At 64.0% G+C, this 20,667-nt stretch carries 18 protein-coding genes; 14 read left to right on the forward strand and 4 right to left on the reverse strand.

The window, feature by feature from the left end; genetic code table 11:
- Positions 1–8 precede the first annotated feature (8 nt).
- From AC1DDS_RS10110 to AC1DDS_RS10120, 3 genes are all read left to right on the forward strand, one after another.
- Complete coding sequence (locus tag AC1DDS_RS10110; protein WP_310412270.1) at positions 9–332, forward strand: YbaB/EbfC family nucleoid-associated protein; 324 nt, start codon at positions 9–11, stop codon at positions 330–332.
- A 202-nt stretch (positions 333–534) separates the two neighbouring features.
- Complete coding sequence (gene recR, locus AC1DDS_RS10115; RefSeq protein WP_477478784.1) at positions 535–1,140, forward strand: recombination mediator RecR; 606 nt, start codon at positions 535–537, stop codon at positions 1,138–1,140.
- An 11-nt stretch (positions 1,141–1,151) separates the two neighbouring features.
- Positions 1,152–2,423, forward strand: coding sequence for a lytic murein transglycosylase (locus tag AC1DDS_RS10120; protein WP_477478785.1), 1,272 nt, complete (start codon positions 1,152–1,154; stop codon positions 2,421–2,423).
- Between the two features lie 7 nt (positions 2,424–2,430).
- Here the strand turns inward: AC1DDS_RS10120 and AC1DDS_RS10125 are convergent, their stop codons facing one another.
- From AC1DDS_RS10125 to AC1DDS_RS10135, 3 genes are all read right to left on the reverse strand, one after another.
- The gene (locus AC1DDS_RS10125) at positions 2,431–4,059 is read right to left on the reverse strand and encodes an MFS transporter (RefSeq protein ID WP_477478786.1); all 1,629 of its coding nucleotides are present in this window, start codon (positions 4,057–4,059) and stop codon (positions 2,431–2,433) included.
- Positions 4,060–4,288: 229 nt separating this feature from the next.
- Complete coding sequence (locus AC1DDS_RS10130; RefSeq protein ID WP_477478787.1) at positions 4,289–4,732, reverse strand: SRPBCC family protein; 444 nt, start codon at positions 4,730–4,732, stop codon at positions 4,289–4,291.
- On the reverse strand, positions 4,665–5,072 hold the full coding sequence (locus AC1DDS_RS10135; protein ID WP_477478788.1) for an ArsR/SmtB family transcription factor: 408 nt from the start codon (positions 5,070–5,072) through the stop codon (positions 4,665–4,667). The genes AC1DDS_RS10130 and AC1DDS_RS10135 overlap by 68 nt, the downstream gene beginning before the upstream one ends.
- Before the next feature lie 328 nt (positions 5,073–5,400).
- Here AC1DDS_RS10135 and rimP point away from each other — a divergent pair, with 328 nt between their 5' ends.
- The 6 genes from rimP (at position 5,401) to truB (ending at position 12,576) form a co-directional block, all read left to right on the forward strand.
- Complete coding sequence (gene rimP, locus AC1DDS_RS10140; RefSeq protein ID WP_310412252.1) at positions 5,401–5,985, forward strand: ribosome maturation factor RimP; 585 nt, start codon at positions 5,401–5,403, stop codon at positions 5,983–5,985.
- Between the two features lie 130 nt (positions 5,986–6,115).
- A complete protein-coding gene (gene nusA / locus AC1DDS_RS10145; protein WP_477478789.1) occupies positions 6,116–7,723 on the forward strand; it encodes a transcription termination factor NusA in 1,608 nt (535 codons plus the stop codon).
- A gap of 35 nt (positions 7,724–7,758) precedes the next feature.
- Positions 7,759–8,427 carry an RNA-binding protein gene (locus tag AC1DDS_RS10150; RefSeq protein WP_477478790.1) on the forward strand — a complete coding sequence of 223 codons (669 nt, stop codon included), beginning with the start codon at positions 7,759–7,761 and terminating at the stop codon, positions 8,425–8,427.
- A gap of 97 nt (positions 8,428–8,524) precedes the next feature.
- Positions 8,525–11,158 carry a translation initiation factor IF-2 gene (gene infB, locus AC1DDS_RS10155; protein WP_477478791.1) on the forward strand — a complete coding sequence of 878 codons (2,634 nt, stop codon included), beginning with the start codon at positions 8,525–8,527 and terminating at the stop codon, positions 11,156–11,158.
- Positions 11,159–11,229: 71 nt separating this feature from the next.
- Positions 11,230–11,631: a 30S ribosome-binding factor RbfA gene (rbfA, locus tag AC1DDS_RS10160; protein ID WP_477478792.1), complete on the forward strand. Its 402-nt coding sequence runs from the start codon at positions 11,230–11,232 to the stop codon at positions 11,629–11,631.
- Between the two features lie 12 nt (positions 11,632–11,643).
- Complete coding sequence (gene truB / locus AC1DDS_RS10165) at positions 11,644–12,576, forward strand: tRNA pseudouridine(55) synthase TruB (RefSeq protein WP_477478793.1); 933 nt, start codon at positions 11,644–11,646, stop codon at positions 12,574–12,576.
- Between the two features lie 40 nt (positions 12,577–12,616).
- Here the strand turns inward: truB and gstA are convergent, their stop codons facing one another.
- Positions 12,617–13,225 (reverse strand): glutathione transferase GstA, encoded by a 609-nt coding sequence (gstA, locus tag AC1DDS_RS10170; protein WP_477478794.1) that lies wholly within the window; start codon positions 13,223–13,225, stop codon positions 12,617–12,619.
- A 310-nt stretch (positions 13,226–13,535) separates the two neighbouring features.
- On the opposite strand from gstA, the gene AC1DDS_RS10175 reads away from it, so the two are divergent.
- From AC1DDS_RS10175 to AC1DDS_RS10195, 5 genes are all read left to right on the forward strand, one after another.
- Positions 13,536–15,191 carry a sensor histidine kinase gene (locus AC1DDS_RS10175; protein WP_477478795.1) on the forward strand — a complete coding sequence of 552 codons (1,656 nt, stop codon included), beginning with the start codon at positions 13,536–13,538 and terminating at the stop codon, positions 15,189–15,191.
- A gap of 183 nt (positions 15,192–15,374) precedes the next feature.
- Entirely contained in the window at positions 15,375–15,644 is a 270-nt protein-coding gene (rpsO, locus tag AC1DDS_RS10180; protein ID WP_112600475.1) for a 30S ribosomal protein S15, read from the forward strand.
- Between the two features lie 333 nt (positions 15,645–15,977).
- The gene (gene pnp / locus AC1DDS_RS10185; protein ID WP_477478796.1) at positions 15,978–18,122 is read left to right on the forward strand and encodes a polyribonucleotide nucleotidyltransferase; all 2,145 of its coding nucleotides are present in this window, start codon (positions 15,978–15,980) and stop codon (positions 18,120–18,122) included.
- Positions 18,123–18,223: 101 nt separating this feature from the next.
- The gene (locus AC1DDS_RS10190) at positions 18,224–19,240 is read left to right on the forward strand and encodes a class I SAM-dependent methyltransferase (RefSeq protein WP_477478797.1); all 1,017 of its coding nucleotides are present in this window, start codon (positions 18,224–18,226) and stop codon (positions 19,238–19,240) included.
- Between the two features lie 127 nt (positions 19,241–19,367).
- On the forward strand, positions 19,368–20,531 hold the full coding sequence (locus AC1DDS_RS10195; protein ID WP_477478798.1) for a TMEM43 family protein: 1,164 nt from the start codon (positions 19,368–19,370) through the stop codon (positions 20,529–20,531).
- Positions 20,532–20,667 lie beyond the last annotated feature (136 nt).

Raw genomic sequence — 20,667 nt, forward strand, 5'->3', positions numbered from 1 at the left:
AGCGACCGATGCGCGACATCATGGGCATGATGGGCAAGGTCAAGGAAATGCAGGCCAAGATGGAGAAGATGCAGGAGGAGATCGCCGCGCTTTCCGTCGACGGCACCTCCGGCGGCGGTCTCGTCACGGTCACGCTCGATGGCAAGGGCAACATGAAGGGGCTGAAGATCGATCCGTCCATGTTCAAGGAGGACGACGTCGAGATTCTCGAGGATCTCATCGTTGCCGCGCACAAGGACGCCAAGGACAAGGCCGAGGCGCTGGCAGCCGAGAAGACCAAGGCGTTGACGGCCGGTCTGCCGATCCCGCCCGGCTTCAAGATGCCGTTCTGAGGCGCGTCCCCTCGACGCGAGCCGCATAAAGGCCGCGCTGCCGCTTTGGCAGTTGCCATCTTCGATGTCTGCCTCGGTGAACATACGAGGCCGCATGAGCGACGCGCTGGCGTGCATGCGGTCCGCTCTCCGATGCCAATTTCATGAAAAAGTCCAGCTTTCGCGATTTCAGTTCCGCATTGATTTGCGATAGAAGCAGCCCATGGCAAAACGCGTCACCGGTCCGGAAATCGAAAAACTCATTCAGCTGCTCGCCAAGGTGCCGGGGCTTGGCCCGCGTTCCGCCCGGCGTGCGGCGCTTCATCTCGTCAAGAAGAAGGACCAGTTGCTGGGGCCGCTGGCCGAGGCGATGGGCGAGGCGCATCGCAAGGTGCGCATCTGTTCCTGCTGCGGCAATGTCGACACGATCGATCCTTGCACGGTCTGCGTCGATGAGCGCCGGGACCGGTCGGTGATCATCGTCGTCGAGGACGTATCCGATCTCTGGGCGCTGGAGCGGGCCGGTGCCATGAATGCCGCCTACCACGTGCTTGGCGGCACGCTCTCGCCGCTCGACGGCGTCGGCCCGGACGATCTCAACATCCGCGGCCTGATCGATCGCGTCACCGCCGGCGGCATTCGCGAGCTGATCATTGCGGTGAATGCGACCGTCGAAGGCCAGACGACCGCGCACTACATCACCGATCATCTGCAGGGCCTTGATGTGAAGATTACCCGGCTGGCACACGGCGTGCCCGTTGGCGGCGAGCTCGACTATCTCGACGAGGGCACGCTCACGGCGGCCCTGCGTGCCCGTACGACCATCTGAGAGGGAACCGGATGAGAGCTGCGAACATCAAGGCAGGAACCCTTGTGCGCATCGCCCGAGGCGCCATCGCCCTTGGCGTGCTGCTGACGCCCGCGGCGGCCCATGCCGTCTCGAAGGCCGACGTCGAAACGCAGTTCCAGGCCTGGCTGCAGCGCGACCTCTGGCCCGAGGCTTCGAAGGCCGGCGTCTCGCAGAAAGCCTTCAAGGCTGCCTTTGACGGCGTGCGCCTGAACTGGGACCTCCCCGATCTCGTGCCGCCCGGCGCCGCGCCGAAGAAGGAGCAGAAGCAGAGCCAGGCCGAGTTCTCTTCGCCGGGCGCCTATTTCTCCGAGAAGCGTTTGCAGGGGCTGGCCGCGAGTGGGCGCACGCTGGCGTCGACCCATGCCGCGACGTTGCGCAAGGTCGAGCGGACCTATGGCGTACCGGGCGAGATCATCCTTGCGGTGTGGGGGCGAGAATCCGGCTTCGGGCGCGCCGATATCCCGCATCCGGCTGTCGAAGTGCTGGCGACCAAGGCCTTCATGTCGACGCGCAAGGACATGTTCCGGCGCGAATTGATTGCCGCCCTGCACATCATCGACGGAGGCGACCGTGCCCCGGCGCAGCTGAAAGGCTCGTGGGCCGGCGCGATGGGCCAGCCGCAGTTCATGCCGACCAGCTATTTGAAATACGCCGTCGACTTCGACGGCGATGGCGTGCGCGACATCTGGAATTCCGTCCCCGACAGCCTCGCCTCTATCGCCAATTACCTCCGCGAGAAGGGCTGGGAGCCGGGCCGCGGCTGGGGCTACGAGGTGCGCATTCCCGAGGGCGTCTCCTGTGCGCAGGAAGGCCCCGATCTCGCAAAGCCCATCGGGGAATGGGCATCCGCCGGCATCGAGCGCATCTCGGGCAAGGGCTTTTCGAAGACAGAGGGCCGGGCCTCCGGCATGATGCTGGTGCCGGCCGGCCGGCACGGTCCGGAATTCATTGTCACGCCGAATTTCTACGTGATCAAGGAGTACAACAACTCCGATCTCTACGCGCTCTTCATCGGCAATCTTGCGGATCGCATCGCCTATGGCAACGGCCCCTTCCAGGGCGGCTGGGGCGACGTCGGCAAGATGATGCGCTCCGACGTGCTGGCCATGCAGAAGGCGCTCGTCGCCAAGGGCTACGACGTCGGCAAGGTCGATGGATTACCCGGCTACAAGACCCGCCGTTCGCTTGGCGACTGGCAGTCGAAGTCCGGCCTGACGCCCACCTGCTACCCCGATGTCACCTTGAAGGCCAGGCTGCGCTGACCTTCTGTCAGTGCATGTCGACCTGCCGCTTGTAGCGCTCGTATTCGGTCGGCAGGATCGTCTGCCGCTCGATCATCCGGTGCACGCGCGGCGGTTCCTTGCCGCGATGGAGCGCCCGCAGGCGGTCGCCGTTTTCCGCATCCGCCTGCGTGCGGCGCTGGTTGTGACGCACATACTCGATCCAGGTCGGTACGTGGTAGGTCTCGCTCCAGATGGTTGGATTTTCGAGGTCGCGCATCAGCGTCCACTGGCCGGCGCCGTCGCGGATGCGGATGCGCCGGCGCTCCGCCATCGCCGTCAGGAAGGCGGAGATATCCTCTTCCGCAATCTCGTAGTCGATGAGAACGACGATCGGGCCGCTGCGCGGCTTGAGGTCGAGCGGCAGTTGCGGCTCGCTGAAGCGGTTCAGCGGGTCAAGGTTGAGGGACTCGAACTGCGGCAGGCCATAGCGCAGCCCGAGCGCCGCGCCGGCCATCATTGCGACAGCGGCCCAGAGCAGCGCGTTCGACGCCCCTCGGCCGTCCGCGACGACGCCCCAAAGCCAGCTCCCCCCGGCAATGCCCCCGAAGGTCATCGTCTGATAGAGCGACAGCGCACGCGCGACGACCCAGCGCGGCGTCGAAAGCTGCACCGTCGTGTTGAACAGCGACAGGGCCAATACCCAGCAGGCGCCGGCGACGAAGAGGGCGGGGCCGGTGACGATGGAATTGTCGCTAAAGGCGGTCACGACGGCGCTGAGCGCAAATCCAGTGAAAGCCAGGCGCACGATCGCCTCGCTGGAGAGCACTTCCCGCATTCGCGCACTCGCCAGCGCTCCGCCGATTGCTCCGACGCCGAAGCAGCCGAGCAGTATGCCGTAGGTCAGCGGGCCGCCCTTTACCAGGTCGCGCGCGACGAGCGGCAGCAGCGCGAGGATGGCGCTGGTGGAAAGGCCGAAGGCAAAACTGCGCAACAGCACCTTGCCGATGTTCGGAGACATCGACACATAGCGCAAACCGGCGGAAATCGCCCGGCCGAACGGCTCGCGTGGCAGCGGGCTCCTGGGGAGCGCCGGCTTCCAGCGCAGAAGCGCGAAGATCAGTGCGAAATAGCTGAACGCATTGGCGGCGAAAGCGCCTGCAGCGCCTGCCGCGGCGACGATCGCACCACCGACGGCGGGGCCGACGCTGCGGGTGAGGTTGAACCCCATCGAGTTCAACGCCACAGCGGCCGGCAGATCCTCGCGCGGCACCATGTCGCCGACCGAGGCTTGCCAGGCCGGATTGTTCAACGCCGTGCCGCAGCCGATCAGGAAGGTGAACCCGAGAAGCAGCCAGGGCGTGATCAGCCCATACCAGGCAGCCAGCGTCAGGGTGATCGACACGACAAGCATGAAGAACTGGGCGGTGAGCATGATACGGCGGCGATCGAAGCTGTCGGCGAGTGCGCCCGAGACGAGCGAAAACAGCATGATCGGCAGTGCTGTCGAGGCTTGCACCAGTGCAACCATGTTTGCCGAACTGGAAATCGAGGCCATCATCCAGGCCGCACCCACCGACTGGACGAGGCCGCCGAAATTGGAAATCAGGCTTGCCGCCCAGATGAGGCGGAAGGTGTCGTGCCTGAAGGGTGCAAGGGGGGAAATGCGATCGGGCACCGCTCAGTCTCACCTCTTCTGATTTGGCTCGCCATCAAGATAGCGAGGTAATGCGTGGCGGCAAGGAAAACCCGCCGTCGAAATGGGTGCGGCTGCGATTCCTAACGGGATGGAATCGTTGCGACCATGTCCGCGTGGAAAGGATGGTTGAGGCGGCGCGCAGTCCGACAGGGGTGTCAGCGCCAAAGGGACGGCCGGGCGGCGAAACCGCCCGGCTCGCGTTACGCGCTCACGCGAGAGCCGCGCCGAGCTCGGCCAGAATGCGGGTCCAGCCACTCTCGTGACCGTTGCGGGCGTCTTCGCTGGCAAACTTCACCTGGTGGAGGGTGATCTCCGTTGTGCCGCTGTCTATTTCCTTGAGATCGATCGTCACCACGCTGTCATCGACCGAATAGGGGGATTCCCAGGTGAACGCGAGGCGTGAATACGGGTCGATCTCCAGATAGGTGCCGGCGTGCGGGATCTCTTTTCCGTCGACCGCCATCAGGATGGAGAACCGGCCGCCCTTGACGGGATCGGTATGCACCTTCGGCACCTCCATTCCCTCGCAGGCGCGCATGAACTTCGCCAGCATTTGCGGCGAGAGCCACGCATTGAACACCTTCTCACGCGGAGCGGCGATCGTGTGGTTCACGGTCAGTTCGAGGTCCCTGGTCAGTTCGAGTTGGCTCATGGTCCTTCTCCTCGGAAGCGAGCAGTTGATCGAGCGCCGACAGGCGCAGTTCCCATATCGACTTCAGTTGCCCGAACCATCGTTCCGTATGTTTCAGTGGGTCGAGCTCCGCTGCAATGAAATGCTCGCGGCCCAAAGTCCGGCGAGTGACAAGTCCCGCCTCCTCGAGCACCTTGATGTGCTTCGACACCGAGTTCAGGGACATGTCGAAATGGGCAGCAAGTCCCGTCACTCTCAGAGGCCCCTCCTGGACGAGAAGCGTGAGAATCTGCCGCCGGGTCGTGTCGCCGGCGGCCTTCAGAATGCGTGACAGGATCTCGTCTTCCATTTGTTCACCCATAGGGTTGAATATTCCTTTTCGCTTCATTAGTCAACCATATGGGTGAATAAATTGCCAGATGCGCTTTTGCTCTGCGCCCGCTTTCCCCCAGCAATCCGACGAAAGCTTGCAATTCCCCGTCGGGCAGCGTATATAGCCGTCAAATTCTTGATCGGTTTGATGAGGAGTGGGCCCGCGAGGACCCGCTCTTTTTTATTGGCCCGGCCGAGCGCATGATGAACGATGCTCCGGAGCGTTGCTCACCCGTCGAACGGTGAAGTTGCGGCCCGAGCCTCAGAGCCGGATCGTAGCCTTCGATGGAGGGATGCGGGCGGCAAGGGACGCGACAATGACGGAACAACAGAACGAACCGCGGCTGATCGTCGAGACAGGCCTCGACCGGCGCGTGGCCGATATCATCGAGCCGACGATCGAGCAGATCGGCTACCGGCTGGTGCGAGTTCGCCTGTCGGCGCAGCACGGCATGACCTTGCAGATCATGTGCGAGCGCAGCGATGGGACCATGACAGTGGAAGATTGCGAAGCGGTCTCCATGGCCGTCTCGCCGGTGCTCGACGTTGAGGATCCGATCGACAAGGCGTATCATCTCGAAGTGTCGTCGCCGGGTATCGATCGCCCGATGGTCCGGAAATCGGACTTCTCCCGTTGGCTTGGGCATCTCGTCAAATGCGAGACGTCGATCCTGATCGACAGCCGCAAGCGCTTCCGTGGCAAGATCGTCGCCGCCGACGCGGAGGGATTCACGATCGAGCGCGATCAGCCCGCCTATGGCGAGGAGCCGAGCGTCACGATCCCGTTTTCGGCGCTGGCGGAGGCGAAGCTGATCCTGACCGATGATCTGATCCGCGACGCATTGCGCGCCGACAAGCTGGCGAAGGCGGAAGCCGCGAACCAGAACGACGCGGACGAATAGTTTTTGAGTGCGTTGCGTCTGCCGGGCGTCGCCCCGGGCGGGGCGCGATGGAGAAGACGGAACCCGGGGGCGGCAGGCCGCTCCCCACCGCCGGAGGCAGGGCCCCGGCATCAAACGGAGACTTGAGACAATGGCAGTCAGTGCTAACCGGCTCGAACTTCTGCAGATCGCGGATGCCGTGGCCCGCGAAAAGGTCATCGATCGCGAAATCGTTCTGGCGGCGATGGCCGACGCCATCCAGAAGGCGGCACGCTCGCGCTACGGCTCGGAATCCAATATCCGTGCCGACATCAACTCCAAGACCGGCGAAATCCGCCTCCAGCGGCTGCTGGAAGTCGTCGAGCACGCCGAGGACTACTCCACGCAGATCCCGCTGGAACTGGCCCGCGATCGCAACCCGGACGCCAAGATCGGCGACTTCATCGCCGATCCGCTGCCGCCGATGGATTTCGGCCGCATCGCCGCCCAGTCGGCCAAGCAGGTGATCGTGCAGAAGGTCCGCGAAGCCGAGCGCGACCGCCAGTTTGACGAGTACAAGGACCGCGTCGGCGAGATCGTCAACGGCACGGTCAAGCGCGTCGAATACGGCAACGTCATCGTCGACCTCGGCCGCGGTGAAGGCATCATCCGCCGCGACGAGATGATCCCGCGCGAGAACATGCGCTACGGCGACCGCGTCCGCGCCTTCGTCTACGACGTGCGCCGTGAGCAGCGCGGCCCGCAGATCTTCCTGTCGCGCACCCATCCGCAGTTCATGGTGAAGCTGTTCACGATGGAAGTACCGGAAATCTACGACGGCATCATCCAGATCAAGTCGGTCGCCCGCGATCCCGGTTCGCGCGCCAAGATCGCCGTGATCTCCAACGACAGCTCGATCGATCCGGTCGGGGCCTGCGTCGGTATGCGCGGTTCGCGCGTCCAGGCCGTCGTCGGCGAGCTGCAGGGCGAAAAGATCGACATCATCCCGTGGTCGCAGGATCCGGCGTCCTTCATCGTCAACGCCCTGCAGCCGGCGGAAGTCGCCAAGGTCGTTCTCGACGAGGATGCAGAACGCATTGAAGTGGTCGTTCCCGACGAGCAGCTTTCGCTGGCGATCGGCCGCCGCGGCCAGAACGTCCGCCTCGCCTCGCAGCTCACGGGTTGGGACATCGACATCCTGACGGAGGCCGAGGAGTCCGAGCGCCGCCAGAAGGAATTCAACGAGCGCACCAACCTGTTCATGGATGCCCTCGATGTCGACGAGATGGTCGGTCAGGTCCTGGCCTCCGAAGGCTTCGCTGCCGTCGACGAGCTTGCCTATGTCGACCTCGACGAGATCGCCTCCATCGACGGCTTCGACGAGGACACGGCGACGGAAATCCAGACGCGCGCCCGGGAATATCTCGACCGCATCGAGGCCGAGGCCGACGCCAAGCGTACGGAACTCGGCGTTTCCGACGAGTTGCGTCAGATCGACGGCATCACCTCGCAGATGATGGTCGCGCTGGGCGAGGACGGCATCAAGACCATCGAGGACTTTGCCGGCTGCGCTGCCGACGATCTCGTCGGCTGGACGGAGCGCAAGGACGGGGAGACCAAGAAGTTCGAGGGCCTGTTCTCGAAGTTCGAGATTTCGCGCGCCGAGGCAGAGGCGATGGTCGTGCAGGCGCGCCTTGCGGCCGGTTGGATCACCGAGGACGACCTTGCCAGCGAGGATGCCCCCGTTGAGGTTGTGGAAGGTGCGGAGCAGGACGCCTGACCGGCGTCCCCTCCTGAGGTAAGCAGCAGCTGGAGATGCCGTTGCCCGAGAAAAGAACGAAGGACGACGGCGAACTCGGCCGGATGTGCATCGTGACCCGCGAGAGCGGCGATCCCGACATGCTGATCCGCTTCGTCGCCGGTCCGGACGGCAATGTGGTCGCCGACTTGAAGCGGCAACTTCCGGGTCGCGGGTGCTGGGTGAAGGCTGAACGGGCGCTGATCGACAAGGCGGTGGCCAGGAAGCTCTTCGGTCGCGCGCTCAAGGCGGACGTCAAGGCATCGGCCGATCTCGGCGCTGAAGTTGAACGGCTCCTCCTGGGGCAGCTTGCGGGCATGATGAACATGGCCCGCAAGGCTGGACAGTTCATCACCGGCGGCATGAACGTCGACAAGGCGGTGCGCGCGGGCGCGGCGCTTGCGGTGTTCCACGCTGCCGACGCTGCCGCCGATGGCGTCCGCAAGATTGACCAGGCGCGGAGGGCCTATATGTTCGCCGCGGACGAAGAGACAGAAGTGCCTTCGTTCCGCTTCGTGACGGAGGCGGAAATGGAGGCGCTTTTGGGCCAGAATGCTTTTATCCATGCCGCGGCGCTTGCAGGGCAGGCGGGTGAGGGTGTAGTGAAGCGCGCAATCATGCTCGAAAGGTACCGTGGCGATGGCTCGGTTCGGGCGCAGGGCGACGCTCGCCAGCCAAAGCAATGACGCGGGTGACCGGCCGAAACCGGCATCTAGCGACACCAATTGAACGACAGGGTCTGGTGATACGCATCCGGCCCTGATCTAACGGAACGGAAACGGAATGACGGACAACAAAGACGACAAGACGATCAGCGTAGCGGGCAAGAAGACGCTGACCCTGAAGCCCTCGGGGGTTCAGCAGGGTACAGTGCGTCAGGACATGGGCCGTGGCCGCACGAAGGCCGTCGTGGTCGAGACCCGCAAGCGGCGTCCGTCGCGGCCGGAGGACGAGCGCCCGCCGGTCCATACGCCGGCGCCGTCGCCGCGTGTCGCCGAGCAGCCCGTGCGCCATCAGCCGGCTCCGCCGCCGCGCCAGGAACCGCAGCGCCCGCGCATGGGTGTCGTGCTGAACCAGCTTTCGCCGGAAGAGATCGAGGCCCGCCGCAGGGCGCTTGCCGAAGCGCAGGTGCGCGAGGTCGAGGACGCGCGCCGCCGCGCCGAGGAAGAGGCGCGCCGCAAGGTCGAGGAAGAAGCGCGCCGCAAGGCCGATGAGGAAGCGCGCATCCAGCGCGAGAAGGAAGAGGCCGAGCTCCGGGCCGCTGCCGAAGCGCGCGGCGAGACCATCGTCGAGCAGGCTGCCGCACCCGTCGAAGCGCCAGTTGTTCCCCCCGTTGTAGCGCCGCGTCCGCAGGGCGCCCGTCCGGCCGCCCCGACCGCCGCCCCAGCTGTTGGCGCACGCGGTCGCCGTGAAACCGAAGAAGAGGAGAGCCGCGCACGCGGTCCAAGCGGTCCGGCACGCGGCAAGGTCACGCGTCCCGAGCCTGCCAAGGTGCCGGCCCGCCCGAAGGGCGACGAGGGACGCCGCCAGGGCAAGCTGACGCTGACGACAGCGTCGACGGACGAGGACGGCACGCAGCGCGGCCGTTCGCTGTCGGCCATGCGTCGCCGCCAGGAGAAGTTCAAGCGCTCCATGATGCAGGAGACCCGCGAGAAGATTTCGCGCGAAGTCGTTCTGCCGGAAACCATCACGATTCAGGAACTGTCGCAGCGCATGTCCGAACGCGCCGTCGACGTCATCAAGTACCTGATGAAGGAAGGCCAGATGATGAAGCCGGGCGACCTGATCGACGCCGACCTGGCGGAGCTGATCGCCGGCGAATTCGGCCACACCGTCAAGCGCGTATCGGAATCGGACGTCGAAGAGGGCATCTTCAACGTTTCCGACGACGAGGCGGAGCTGGTGTCGCGCCCGCCGATCGTCACCATCATGGGTCACGTCGACCACGGCAAGACCTCGCTGCTCGACGCCATTCGCCATGCGAACGTGGTGGCCGGGGAAGCGGGTGGCATCACCCAGCACATCGGCGCCTACCAGGTCGAGCAGGACGGCAACAAGATCACCTTCATCGACACCCCCGGCCACGCCGCCTTCACGGCGATGCGTGCCCGCGGTGCGCAGGCGACCGACATCGCGATCCTCGTCGTCGCAGCCGACGATAGCGTCATGCCGCAGACGATCGAGTCCATCAACCACGCCAAGGCGGCGGGCGTGCCGATCATCGTGGCGATCAACAAGGTCGACAAGCCGACGGCCGACCCGCAGAAGGTGCGCACGCAGCTGCTGCAGCACGAGGTCTTCGTCGAGACCATGGGCGGTGAAGTGCTCGACGTCGAGGTATCGGCGAAGAACGGCACCAACCTCGACAAGCTCCTCGAAGCGGTTCTGCTGCAGGCCGAAATCCTCGATCTCAAGGCCAACCCGAACCGCACCGCCGAAGGTGTCGTCGTCGAAGCCGAACTCGATCGCGGCCGCGGCGCCGTCGCCACCGTCCTCGTCCAGAAGGGTACGCTGGCCCCGGGCCAGATCATCGTTGCCGGCGACCAGTGGGGCCGCGTCCGCGCCCTCGTCACCGACAAGGGCGAGCATGTGAAGGCTGCTGGTCCCTCGACGCCGGTCGAGATTCTCGGCCTTTCGGGTACGCCGGCTGCCGGCGACAAGTTCGCCGTCGTCGAGAGCGAGAGCCGTGCCCGCGAAATCTCCGAGTACCGCCAGCGCCTCGCCCGCGAGAAGCAGGTGGCGCGCCAGTCGGGTTCGCGTGGCTCGCTCGAGCAGATGATGAGCCAGCTGCACTCGTCCGGCCTGAAGGAGTTCCCGCTCGTCATCAAGGGTGACGTGCAGGGCTCGATCGAAGCCATCGCCGGCTCGCTCGAAAAGCTCGGCACCGACGAGGTGCGCGCTCGCATCGTCCATTCGGGCGCGGGCGGCATCACCGAGTCGGACATCTCGCTCGCCGAAGCGTCGAACGCCGCCATCATCGGCTTCAACGTCCGCGCCAACGCGCAGGCCCGCAGCCTCGCCGAGCGTCAGGGCATCGAGATCCGCTACTACAACATCATCTACGACCTGATGGATGACGTGAAGGCGGCGATGTCGGGCCTGCTGTCGCCGGAGCGCCGCGAGACCTTCCTCGGCAACGCCGAGATCCTGGAGGTGTTCAACATCACCAAGGTCGGCAAGGTCGCCGGCTGCCGCGTCACCGAAGGCAAGGTCGAGCGTGGTGTCGGCGTTCGCCTGGTCCGCGACAACGTCGTCATCCACGAGGGCAAGCTCAAGACGCTCAAGCGCTTCAAGGACGAGGTCTCGGAAGTGCAGTCCGGTCAGGAGTGCGGCATGGCCTTCGAAAACTACGAGGACATCCGCGCCGGCGACACGATCGAGTGCTTCCGCGTGGAGCACATCACGCGCACGCTGTAAGGGCTCGTCCACTCAGCTATCATGCGAGCGCCGGAGTTTTCGGCGCTCGCATTTTTTTGAAGGTAACGACAATGACCAGAGCAACTTCCTCCGCCCCCTCGCAGCGCATGCTGCGCGTCGGCGAACAGGTGCGGGCGGCGATCACGCAGGTCCTGCAGCGCGGCGAAGTGCGCGATCCGCTGATCGAGAAGACGGTGATCTCCATATCCGAAGTGCGCATGTCGCCCGACCTGAAGCACGCGACGGCGTATGTCACCCCGCTTGGCGTGTCGGATCACAACGCCGTTATCGAGGCGCTGAACAAACATGCGAAATACATCCGCGGCAGGCTCGGGCCGCAGCTCAGGCAGATGAAATACATGCCGGACGTGCGCTTCCGCGACGACACGAGCTTCGACAACTACCAGAAGATCGACGAGCTGCTGCGCTCGCCCGAGGTCGCCCGCGATCTCGACGACACCGACGAACAATAATCGAAGATACGAATGTCCAAACCACGTAAACCCAAGGGCCGCCCGATCTCGGGCTGGCTGATCCTCGACAAGCCGTTTGATTTCGGCTCGACCGAAGCCGTTTCCAAGATCAAGTGGCTGTTCAAGGCGCAGAAGGCCGGCCATGCCGGCACGCTCGATCCGCTCGCCTCCGGCATGCTGCCGATAGCGCTCGGCGATGCGACGAAGACGGTCCCGTATGTCATGGACGGCCGCAAGATCTATGAGTTTACCGTGACCTGGGGCGAGGAGCGCGCGACCGACGATCTCGAGGGCGAGGTGACGCGGTCGTCCGATACACGCCCGACCGCGGATGCGATCAAGGCCTTGCTGCCGGGCTATACCGGTGTCATCCAGCAGGTCCCGCCGCAGTTCTCGGCGATCAAGATCGACGGGGAACGCGCCTATGACATTGCCCGTGACGGCGAGACGGTGGAAATACCCTCGCGCGAGGTCGAAATTCATCGCCTGACGCTTCTCGGCTGCCCGGACGCAAACACGGCGCAGTTCGAGGTCGAGTGCGGAAAGGGCACCTATGTGCGCGCGCTTGCCCGCGATTTCGGTCGCGATCTTGGCTGCTACGGTCATATCTCGGAACTGCGCCGCACCTATGTCGCTCCGTTCGGCGAGGAAGACATGGTCCCGCTTGCGGATCTGACTGCGCTTGAGTCGATCGAAGACGAGGCCGAGCGGCTCGCGGCCCTGGATGCGTTCCTGATTGAGACCGCCGAGGCGCTGTCGAGCCTGCCGCAGATCGTCGTCAACGACGACCAGGCGCATCGCTTGCGGATGGGCAATCCGATCATCCTGCGTGGCCGCGACGCACCGGTAACCGCCGACGAGGCCTATGTCACGGCGCGCGGCAAGCTTGTTGCAATCGGCGAGATCGGCGGCGGCGAATTCCGCCCGAAGCGGGTGTTCAGCTAAGCCGATGCGCGCGGCCGGGCCGCGCGCACAATTTAGCCGATCAGGCGAGACCTTCGGCTTTCAGCGTCGCCTGAACGGACGGGCGCGCCGCGATCCGCTCGACGTAAGCCGTGAGATTGGGCCAGGCGGCAAGCGAAATGCCGGTGACGTTTGCCCAGCTGGCGACGACGAACGCGTAGGCATCCGCGACCGTGAAGGCTGAGCCGGTCAAGTAGGCCCGGCCATCGGCGAGACACGATTCCAGCCAGGCGAACTTCTTGCCGACCATTTCGCGTGCGGCGTCCTTTTCCGCATCCGTCTTGCCGGGCTGGAAGATAGGGCTGAACGCCTTGTGCAGCTCCGATCCGACAAAGCTCAGCATTTCGTTCACGCGCGCGCGGGCCAAGGTCCCGGCCGGCGGCGCAAGGTCGGTCGCGCCATTGGAGTCTGCGATGTACTGAAGGATTGCCGGGCCTTCGGTGAGGATTTCGCCTTCGGCGATTTCGAGCGCAGGCACGGCGCCCTTGGGATTGATCGCCCAGTAGTCCCGGCCGCTCTCCATGACCTTGGTCTTGGTGCTAACCTGTTCGACCTCGAAAGGCTTCCCAATTTCGTGGAGGATTACATGGGAGGCCATCGAGCAGGCGCCGGGCGAATAGTAGAGCTTCACGTGGATTTCCTTTCTGGAAAATTATCTGCAACGACGCCGGCAATACTCCCCTGGCGCTCGTTTGCAAACACGGCATTTGATCGCTGGGTCTCGCCTGCATGTCGCGGAATGACCAGATGTCGCGACTTGATTTCCGTCAATACGCAAGGCTGAATGGTACAGCAGACACTGACATTTCGACGGCGGTGCAATGCCAGGCAAGCAGTAGCGCGAAGCGCATTACGCGGAGCGGCCCCGGTTGACGATGAGCAAAAAAGGCAGACCGACAGCACCAAGCCAACCCAACGGTTGGGACAGCTGGCGCGAACGAATGCGCCGTCCGGTCGCTTTCTACCTGGTCTGCCTCATTCTCGTGGTCGTCCTGCCTTCCTTCATATACGCCACGATCGTCCTCAACCGGACGAACGAGGCCCAGGAGCGCGCGGTTGAACTGCTTTTGAAAGCCTCGACCGAGTCTGTAAACAGGGTGATCGACCGCGAGGTGTCGTCCATGCTGTCGATGCTGGCGTTCTTCTCGACCTCCAACTATCTGCAGACTGGCGACTACCGGAACCTGCAGGTACAGGCGGATACGGCGCTGGTGGGGACGAATGCCCATCTGCTTGTGATCGGTCCGGACTATCAGCAGCGACTGAATTCGCGCGTGCCTTATGGCACCGAGCTCGGCCAGACAGCGGATCGAGCGACGGCGGAAAAGGCATTTGCGACCGACAGACCCGCAGTATCCAGCCTGTTTTTCGGGAAAACCGCACAGAACTGGGTCTTCAATGTGCATTATCCTGTCCGGCTCAATTCCGGCGAGCGGATATTGTTGACCCTGACGCAGGATGCGGGTCATCTGCTCAAGGTCGTGAACCCGGACATTCTTTCTCCGGAGTGGAATGCAGCCGTGCTGGACGATGCTGGCAAAGTGATCGTGTCGACCGACCCCGCGATCAACACCGGCGATCCATTCTTCCTTCAGGTGGTTCCCGCCTTGCGGATCGGCCTTGGCAGCGCGCGCCATCAGGACGTCGACTATCAGGTCGTGACGGACTTTTCGCCCCTGACCGGCTGGAAGATCGTTGCCTGGGCGAAGGCGGCGGATGTTCGGGCAACGGCGATGTCGTCGCTGCTATGGTTGACTGCCGGCGGGGCGATCATCGCCACGCTGGCGACGGCAGGTGCCGTCCTCATTGCACGGATTCTTTCGCGGGATGTGCGTCTGCTTGCGCATGACGCCAAGCGGCTCGGGATGGGCGAACGCGTGCCGCCGCGGCGCCACGTTATCGCGGAGCTCGACACGGTATCCAAAGCTCTGTCGGAGGCAGCCGAAGCACGGACACGGGCCGAGAACGAGATACGGTTTCTCATGCGCGAGGTGGCGCATCGCTCCAAGAACCAGCTGACCGTCATCCAGGCGATGTTGAACCAGTCCGTCAGCACAAGAGAAACGGCCGTGGCCTTCGCCGATTCCTTCCGCAAGCGGCTGGCCGGGCTTGCACGATCGACCGAACTGATGATCACGAATGCCGCGCTTGGCGTCGACCTCGCCGAGCTTGCCGAAAACCAGCTGAAACCCTTCGTGCCCGTCGATGCCGGACGGGTTCGGGTGTCCGGGCCGCCGGTGCGGCTCGACAGTCAGGCATCGCAAACGCTGGGCATGGCGCTTCACGAGCTTGCGACCAACGCGGCCAAGCATGGCGCGTTCGCCAATGACAGCGGCATCGTCGAATTGTCCTGGGGACTGGAGGCAGACCGCCTGAACCTTGTCTGGCGCGAAAGCTGTTCGAATTTCGATCCGGGCCTGGCCGAGACACAACCGAAGGGTTTTGGAAGCGTCGTGCTGGAACGCATGCTCGGCATTGCCTTGGACGCGGAGCTGGAACGTAGAATGCATGCGGACGGAATAGAATGGCGGTTTTCGATCCCGTTGTCGAAGCTCAAGGAGGGGGTAGGCGAGGGGGCTGGTGAAGGGGAAGTCTGAAGGCGATATGCGGTGAGGGCCGGCACGCGGTCAGCCTGATCGACGCCCCTTCCATTTCGGACTCGAATGGTTTATAGGCAGCGCCAGCATGCGGACACGTTTCCGTCTGCCTTAATGGCCATCGCTGGACGACATCCCGGCGATTGGCGACCCAAAGTCCTCCATTTCAAGAAAGGATCACCGATGTCGATCACTGCTGAGCGCAAGGCTGCGCTGATCAAGGAATACGCAACCGTCGAAGGCGACACCGGTTCGCCGGAAGTCCAGGTTGCCATCCTGACCGAGCGCATCAACAACCTGACGGAACACTTCAAGGGCCACAAGAAGGACAACCACTCCCGTCGTGGCCTCCTGACGATGGTTTCGAGCCGCCGCTCGCTTCTTGACTACCTCAAGAAGAAGGACGAGGCCCGTTACAGCAAGCTGATTGCTGCTCTGGGCATCCGCCGCTAAAGGTTTCCTGGCGGGCGTTCCTCACGGGACGCCCGCCAGTCGTATTCGCGGAAGATTTCCGCTGCTGTTCCGCTGATCGGAACGAGACACCTCCAGCAGGCCGGATGGGCCGGACCTGCGGAACCAACCGATGACCTGTCATGGGGCAGGATTGCAGGATGCTTCAGGCGCTCGCCTGTGTCCGCCGGCGCGACGCGCCGGAACCGGACGGTGAGCAGAGCCAGGAACAGGAAGCCTCCCGTTGTCTTGCCCATGATGCGTCACGAATGCGGATAGAACCACCTGCGCCGGCAAGGCGGCGGTGCGTATCTCCGCAACACGTAAGGACAAGACATGTTCGATACCCACACGGTTGAAATCGAATGGGCGGGTCGTCCGCTCAAGCTCGAAACCGGCAAGATCGCCCGTCAGGCTGACGGTGCGGTTCTCGCCACCTACGGCGAGACCGTCGTTCTCGCCACCGTCGTCTCGGCCAAGGCGCCCAAGCCCGGCCAGGACTTCTTCCCGCTGACCGTCAACTACCAGGAAAAGACCTATGCCGCCGGCAAGATCCCGGGCGGCTACTTCAAGCGCGAAGGCCGTCCGAGCGAGAACGAGACCCTCGTCTCGCGCCTGATCGACCGCCCGATCCGCCCGCTCTTCCCGGAAGGCTACAAGAACGACACCCAGGTGATCGTCACGGTCATGCAGCATGACCTGGAAAACAATCCGGACGTTCTGTCGATGGTTGCCGCTTCCGCGGCGCTGACGCTTTCCGGCATCCCGTTCATGGGCCCGATCGGCGGCGCCCGCGTCGGCTACATCAACGGCGACTACGTCCTCAACCCGCATCTCGACGAGATGGACGAATCTTCGCTCGACCTCGTCGTCGCCGGCACGCAGGACGCGGTCCTGATGGTCGAATCCGAAGCCAAGGAGCTTCCGGAAGACATCATGCTCGGCGCCGTCGTCTTCGGCCAGAAGGGCTTCCAGCCGGTCATCGACGCCATCATCAAGCTCGCTGAAGTCGCTGCCAAGGAACCGCGCGAGTTCGAACCGGAAGATCATTCCGCGCTCGAGGCCGAGATGCTGGCGATCGCCGAAGCCGAACTGCGCGACGCCTACAAGATCACCGAGAAGGCCGCCCGTTACGCCGCTGTCGACGCCGTCAAGGCGAAGGTGAAGGCCCACTTCTTCCCGGAAGGTGCGGAGCCGAAGCACACCGCCGAAGTCATCGGCGCGGTCTTCAAGCACCTGCAGGCCAAGATCGTCCGCTGGAACATCCTCGACACCAAGAGCCGCATCGATGGCCGTGACCTCGTCACTGTCCGTCCGATCGTCTCGGAAGTCGGCCTCCTGCCGCGCACGCACGGCTCGGCGCTGTTCACCCGTGGCGAGACGCAGGCGATCGTCGTTGCCACGCTCGGCACCGGCGAAGACGAGCAGTATGTCGACAGCCTGACCGGCATGTACAAGGAGCGTTTCATGCTCCACTACAACTTCCCGCCCTTCTCGGTCGGTGAAACGGGCCGCATGGGTTCCCCGGGCCGCCGCGAAATCGGTCACGGCAAACTCGCATGGCGCGCTATCCGCCCGATGCTGCCGGCAACCGAGCAGTTCCCCTACACGCTGCGCGTCGTCTCCGAGATCACCGAGTCCAACGGCTCGTCGTCGATGGCCACCGTCTGCGGCACCTCGCTGGCGCTGATGGATGCCGGCGTTCCGCTGGCCAAGCCGGTCGCCGGTATCGCCATGGGCCTGATCAAGGAAGACGAGCGCTTCGCCGTTCTCTCCGACATCCTGGGTGACGAAGACCACCTCGGCGACATGGACTTCAAGGTTGCGGGCACCGAAGCCGGCATCACCTCGCTGCAGATGGACATCAAGATCGCCGGCATCACCGAAGAGATCATGAATGTCGCGCTGAACCAGGCCAAGGGCGGCCGTCTGCACATCCTCGGCGAAATGGCCAAGGCCATCACCGAGAGCCGTTCGGAACTCGGCGAGTTCGCTCCGCGCATCGAAGTGATGAACATCCCGGTCGACAAGATCCGCGAAGTCATCGGTTCGGGCGGCAAGGTCATCCGCGAGATCGTCGAAAAGACCGGCGCCAAGGTCAACATCGAGGACGACGGCACCGTCAAGATCGCCTCTTCCTCGGCCAAGGAGATCGAAGCGGCCCGCAAGTGGATCCACTCGATCGTCGCCGAACCGGAAGTCGGCCAGGTCTACGAGGGCACGGTCGTCAAGACCGCCGACTTCGGCGCCTTCGTCAACTTCTTCGGCCCGCGTGACGGTCTGGTTCACATTTCGCAGCTCTCCTCCGAGCGCGTCGCCAAGACCACCGATGTCGTCAAGGAAGGCGACAAGGTCTTCGTCAAGCTCATGGGCTTCGACGAGCGCGGCAAGGTGCGCCTGTCGATGAAGGTCGTCGACCAGGCGACCGGCAAGGAAGTTGCAGCCGAGAAGAAGAGCGACGGCGGCGAGGCTGCCGAGTAACATCGTCTCGATCGAATGCGGGGGCGCGGAGCGGCATGTTCCGCGCCCCTTTTTCATTGAAGAAGCGGGAACAATCCGCACACCTCCTGAAAGTCCAGTCCATGAGCCGCGACGCGCTTAAAACCCTGTTCCATCCCTTTGCCGCCGGCCTGGTCGACATGCCGGCCGAAGGCCAGCGCTACCTTTTCCTTGGTGCCGAAGCCGGCCAGCGCCCGCCGGAGGGATTTGCGGCGGAGATCGACGCGGTACAGCCCCTGCGGCCCTTGTTCCGGGCGCTGGAGGCGGCGCGCGCGAAGGTGGTGCCGGTTGCCGAAGGCGAGGGCTATGACGGCGCGCTCGTGCTTTGCAGCAAGCACAAGGGGGAAAACGAGAACCGCATCGCCGAAGCCTTGCTGCGCGTACGCGAGGGCGGCCTGATCCTGGTCGCCGGTGGCAAGGAGGATGGCATCCAGTCGCTGCGCAAGCGCATCGACCGTTATGAATTCGGCGGCGATCACGCGCCGAAGCATCATGGCGTCGCGTTCTGGTTTACTCGTCCTGCCGATGTCAGCGAGGCTGCAATGGCGCTGACGGCCAGGTCCGTCCGCGTCGAAGGCCGCTTCACCGCCGCGCCGGGCATGTTCTCGCACGATCGCGTCGATGAAGGCTCCGAACTGCTGGCAAGCCGGATTCCGGCCGACTTCCGCGGCCATGCAGCCGATTTTGGCGCGGGCTGGGGCTATCTCTCGGCGCTGCTTTGCGAGCAGGCGCCCGGTCTCAAGGGGGTCGACCTGTTCGAGGCGGACTACAATGCGCTGGAGGCGGCCAAGGCGAACATGGCCGAGAACTGCCCCGACGTGCCGGCCCGCTTCTTCTGGCAGGACCTGACCGCCGAAGCGCCGCGCGACCACTACGACCTGATCGTCATGAACCCGCCCTTCCACGAAGGCCACGCCGCCGACCACGGCCTCGGTGCGGCGATGATCCGCATGGCGGCAAAGTCGCTAAAATCCGGCGGCCGGCTCCTGATGGTCGCCAACCGCGGCCTGCCCTATGAGCCGGTGTTGAAGGAAGCCTTCAAGGACAGCGGCGAAGTCTGCCGCAACGCTCGCTTCAAGGTTCTGTGGGGCAAGCGGTAAATCCGTCCATTCTTGATGGAAACGGCAGCCTAAGCGGGGCTGTCGGCTGCCTCGTATTCCCTTTTTTAATTCGGATACGTTTTAAGAAGCCGGGCTGCCATTGCAGCGCTTGGCCGGGGATTTGACGATGAGCTTTACCGAAACGACCACGACGTCCTGGTTTGCCAGGCTCAAGAACGCTCTTGTCATGATCCTGGTCGGCATCGTGCTGGTCTGCGGCTGCATCTGGCTGCTTGCCTGGAACGAAGGCCGTTCGGTGACGACCTACCGGGCGCTGGTCGAAGGTGCGGGGCTGGTTGTTTCGGTCGACAGCGCATCGATGGATCCTGCGAACGAAGGCAGGCTGGTGCATGTCGCCGGCGCCATTACGCCCGATGGCGTGCCGGCGGACGACGAACTTGTCGTCTCGGCGGAACGTGCCTTCGCCGTCCGGCGTATCGTGGAAATGTACCAGTGGGTCCAGCAGGAAAAGTCCGAGACCCAGAAGCAGCTCGGCGGCAGCGAAGAGACGGTCACAACCTATACCTACGCCAAGGAATGGCGAAGCGACGCCATTGATTCCGGCGGTTTTCGCCAATCCGGGCACGACAATCCGGACATGCCGATCGAGGGGGCTTTCTTCACCGTCGACAGTGCCCGCCTTGGGGCATTCCGGGTCGACGGCGAGGCGGCTGCCGCTCTGGGCCGGAGCACCGCGATCAAGCTGACATCCGATGATGCCGTGCAAATAGGCGCTATCATCGATGTGGACGCATCCGCATCGATACAAAACGGCTGGGCGATCCTCTCCGAAGATCCCCGCAAACCGGCGGTCGGCGATCTGCGCGTCCGGTTGGAGCGGGTCGATCTCGGCGAGGCGAGCTTCGTTGGCGCGCAGCGGGGCGACGGGCTTGTCGGCTATCGGACCAGCAACGGACGCACACTGTTCCTGAGCGAGGCAGGGGTCGTGGATGCAGCGCGGATGTTCGACGCGGCGCAAAGTGAGAACACCCTCATCACCTGGTTGGTTCGCGCCAGCGGTCTGGTAGGGATCTTCGTCGGCTTTGCGATGATGCTGTCGATCCTCGGCGTGATCGCCGATGTGGTGCCGTTCATCGGATCGATCGTCCGCTTCGGTACCGGTGCCGTGGCGCTCGTCCTGACGATGCTGATAGGGCCCGTGGTGATTGCGATCGCCTGGATTGCCTACCGGCCGCTGGTCGCGACAGCTGTCCTCGTCGCCGGAGTTCTGCTCGCAGCCGGGGTCGTCTACCTTCGTCGCGGCAAGCAGGCGGTGCCTGCGGTCAGGTAGTATGGCAGCGACGCCGGCCTGAATGGCGCGGCGTGGCCTTTTCTTTGTGCCTCACGCGTGGTTCCCTCCGCGGAAACGATTCGGCCCCGCTGAACGCATCGTCATTGATGGAGTGTACGTGAGCTATCTCGCATCG

It is taken from the genome of Mycoplana sp. 10N416 (assembly GCF_056394765.1).

Coding starts and splice junctions, on each gene's coding strand:
- AC1DDS_RS10110 (WP_310412270.1), top strand. CDS start 9: ATGCGCGACATCATGGGCATGATGGGCAAGGTCAAGGAAATGCAGGCC.
- AC1DDS_RS10120 (WP_477478785.1), top strand. CDS start 1,152: ATGAGAGCTGCGAACATCAAGGCAGGAACCCTTGTGCGCATCGCCCGA.
- AC1DDS_RS10195 (WP_477478798.1), top strand. CDS start 19,368: ATGAGCTTTACCGAAACGACCACGACGTCCTGGTTTGCCAGGCTCAAG.
- rpsO (WP_112600475.1), top strand. CDS start 15,375: ATGTCGATCACTGCTGAGCGCAAGGCTGCGCTGATCAAGGAATACGCA.
- pnp (WP_477478796.1), top strand. CDS start 15,978: ATGTTCGATACCCACACGGTTGAAATCGAATGGGCGGGTCGTCCGCTC.
- nusA (WP_477478789.1), top strand. CDS start 6,116: ATGGCAGTCAGTGCTAACCGGCTCGAACTTCTGCAGATCGCGGATGCC.
- AC1DDS_RS10130 (WP_477478787.1), bottom strand. CDS start 4,732: ATGAGCCAACTCGAACTGACCAGGGACCTCGAACTGACCGTGAACCAC.
- AC1DDS_RS10135 (WP_477478788.1), bottom strand. CDS start 5,072: ATGGGTGAACAAATGGAAGACGAGATCCTGTCACGCATTCTGAAGGCC.
- recR (WP_477478784.1), top strand. CDS start 535: ATGGCAAAACGCGTCACCGGTCCGGAAATCGAAAAACTCATTCAGCTG.
- AC1DDS_RS10175 (WP_477478795.1), top strand. CDS start 13,536: ATGCGCCGTCCGGTCGCTTTCTACCTGGTCTGCCTCATTCTCGTGGTC.
- rimP (WP_310412252.1), top strand. CDS start 5,401: ATGACGGAACAACAGAACGAACCGCGGCTGATCGTCGAGACAGGCCTC.
- AC1DDS_RS10150 (WP_477478790.1), top strand. CDS start 7,759: ATGCCGTTGCCCGAGAAAAGAACGAAGGACGACGGCGAACTCGGCCGG.
- AC1DDS_RS10190 (WP_477478797.1), top strand. CDS start 18,224: ATGAGCCGCGACGCGCTTAAAACCCTGTTCCATCCCTTTGCCGCCGGC.
- truB (WP_477478793.1), top strand. CDS start 11,644: ATGTCCAAACCACGTAAACCCAAGGGCCGCCCGATCTCGGGCTGGCTG.
- infB (WP_477478791.1), top strand. CDS start 8,525: ATGACGGACAACAAAGACGACAAGACGATCAGCGTAGCGGGCAAGAAG.
- rbfA (WP_477478792.1), top strand. CDS start 11,230: ATGACCAGAGCAACTTCCTCCGCCCCCTCGCAGCGCATGCTGCGCGTC.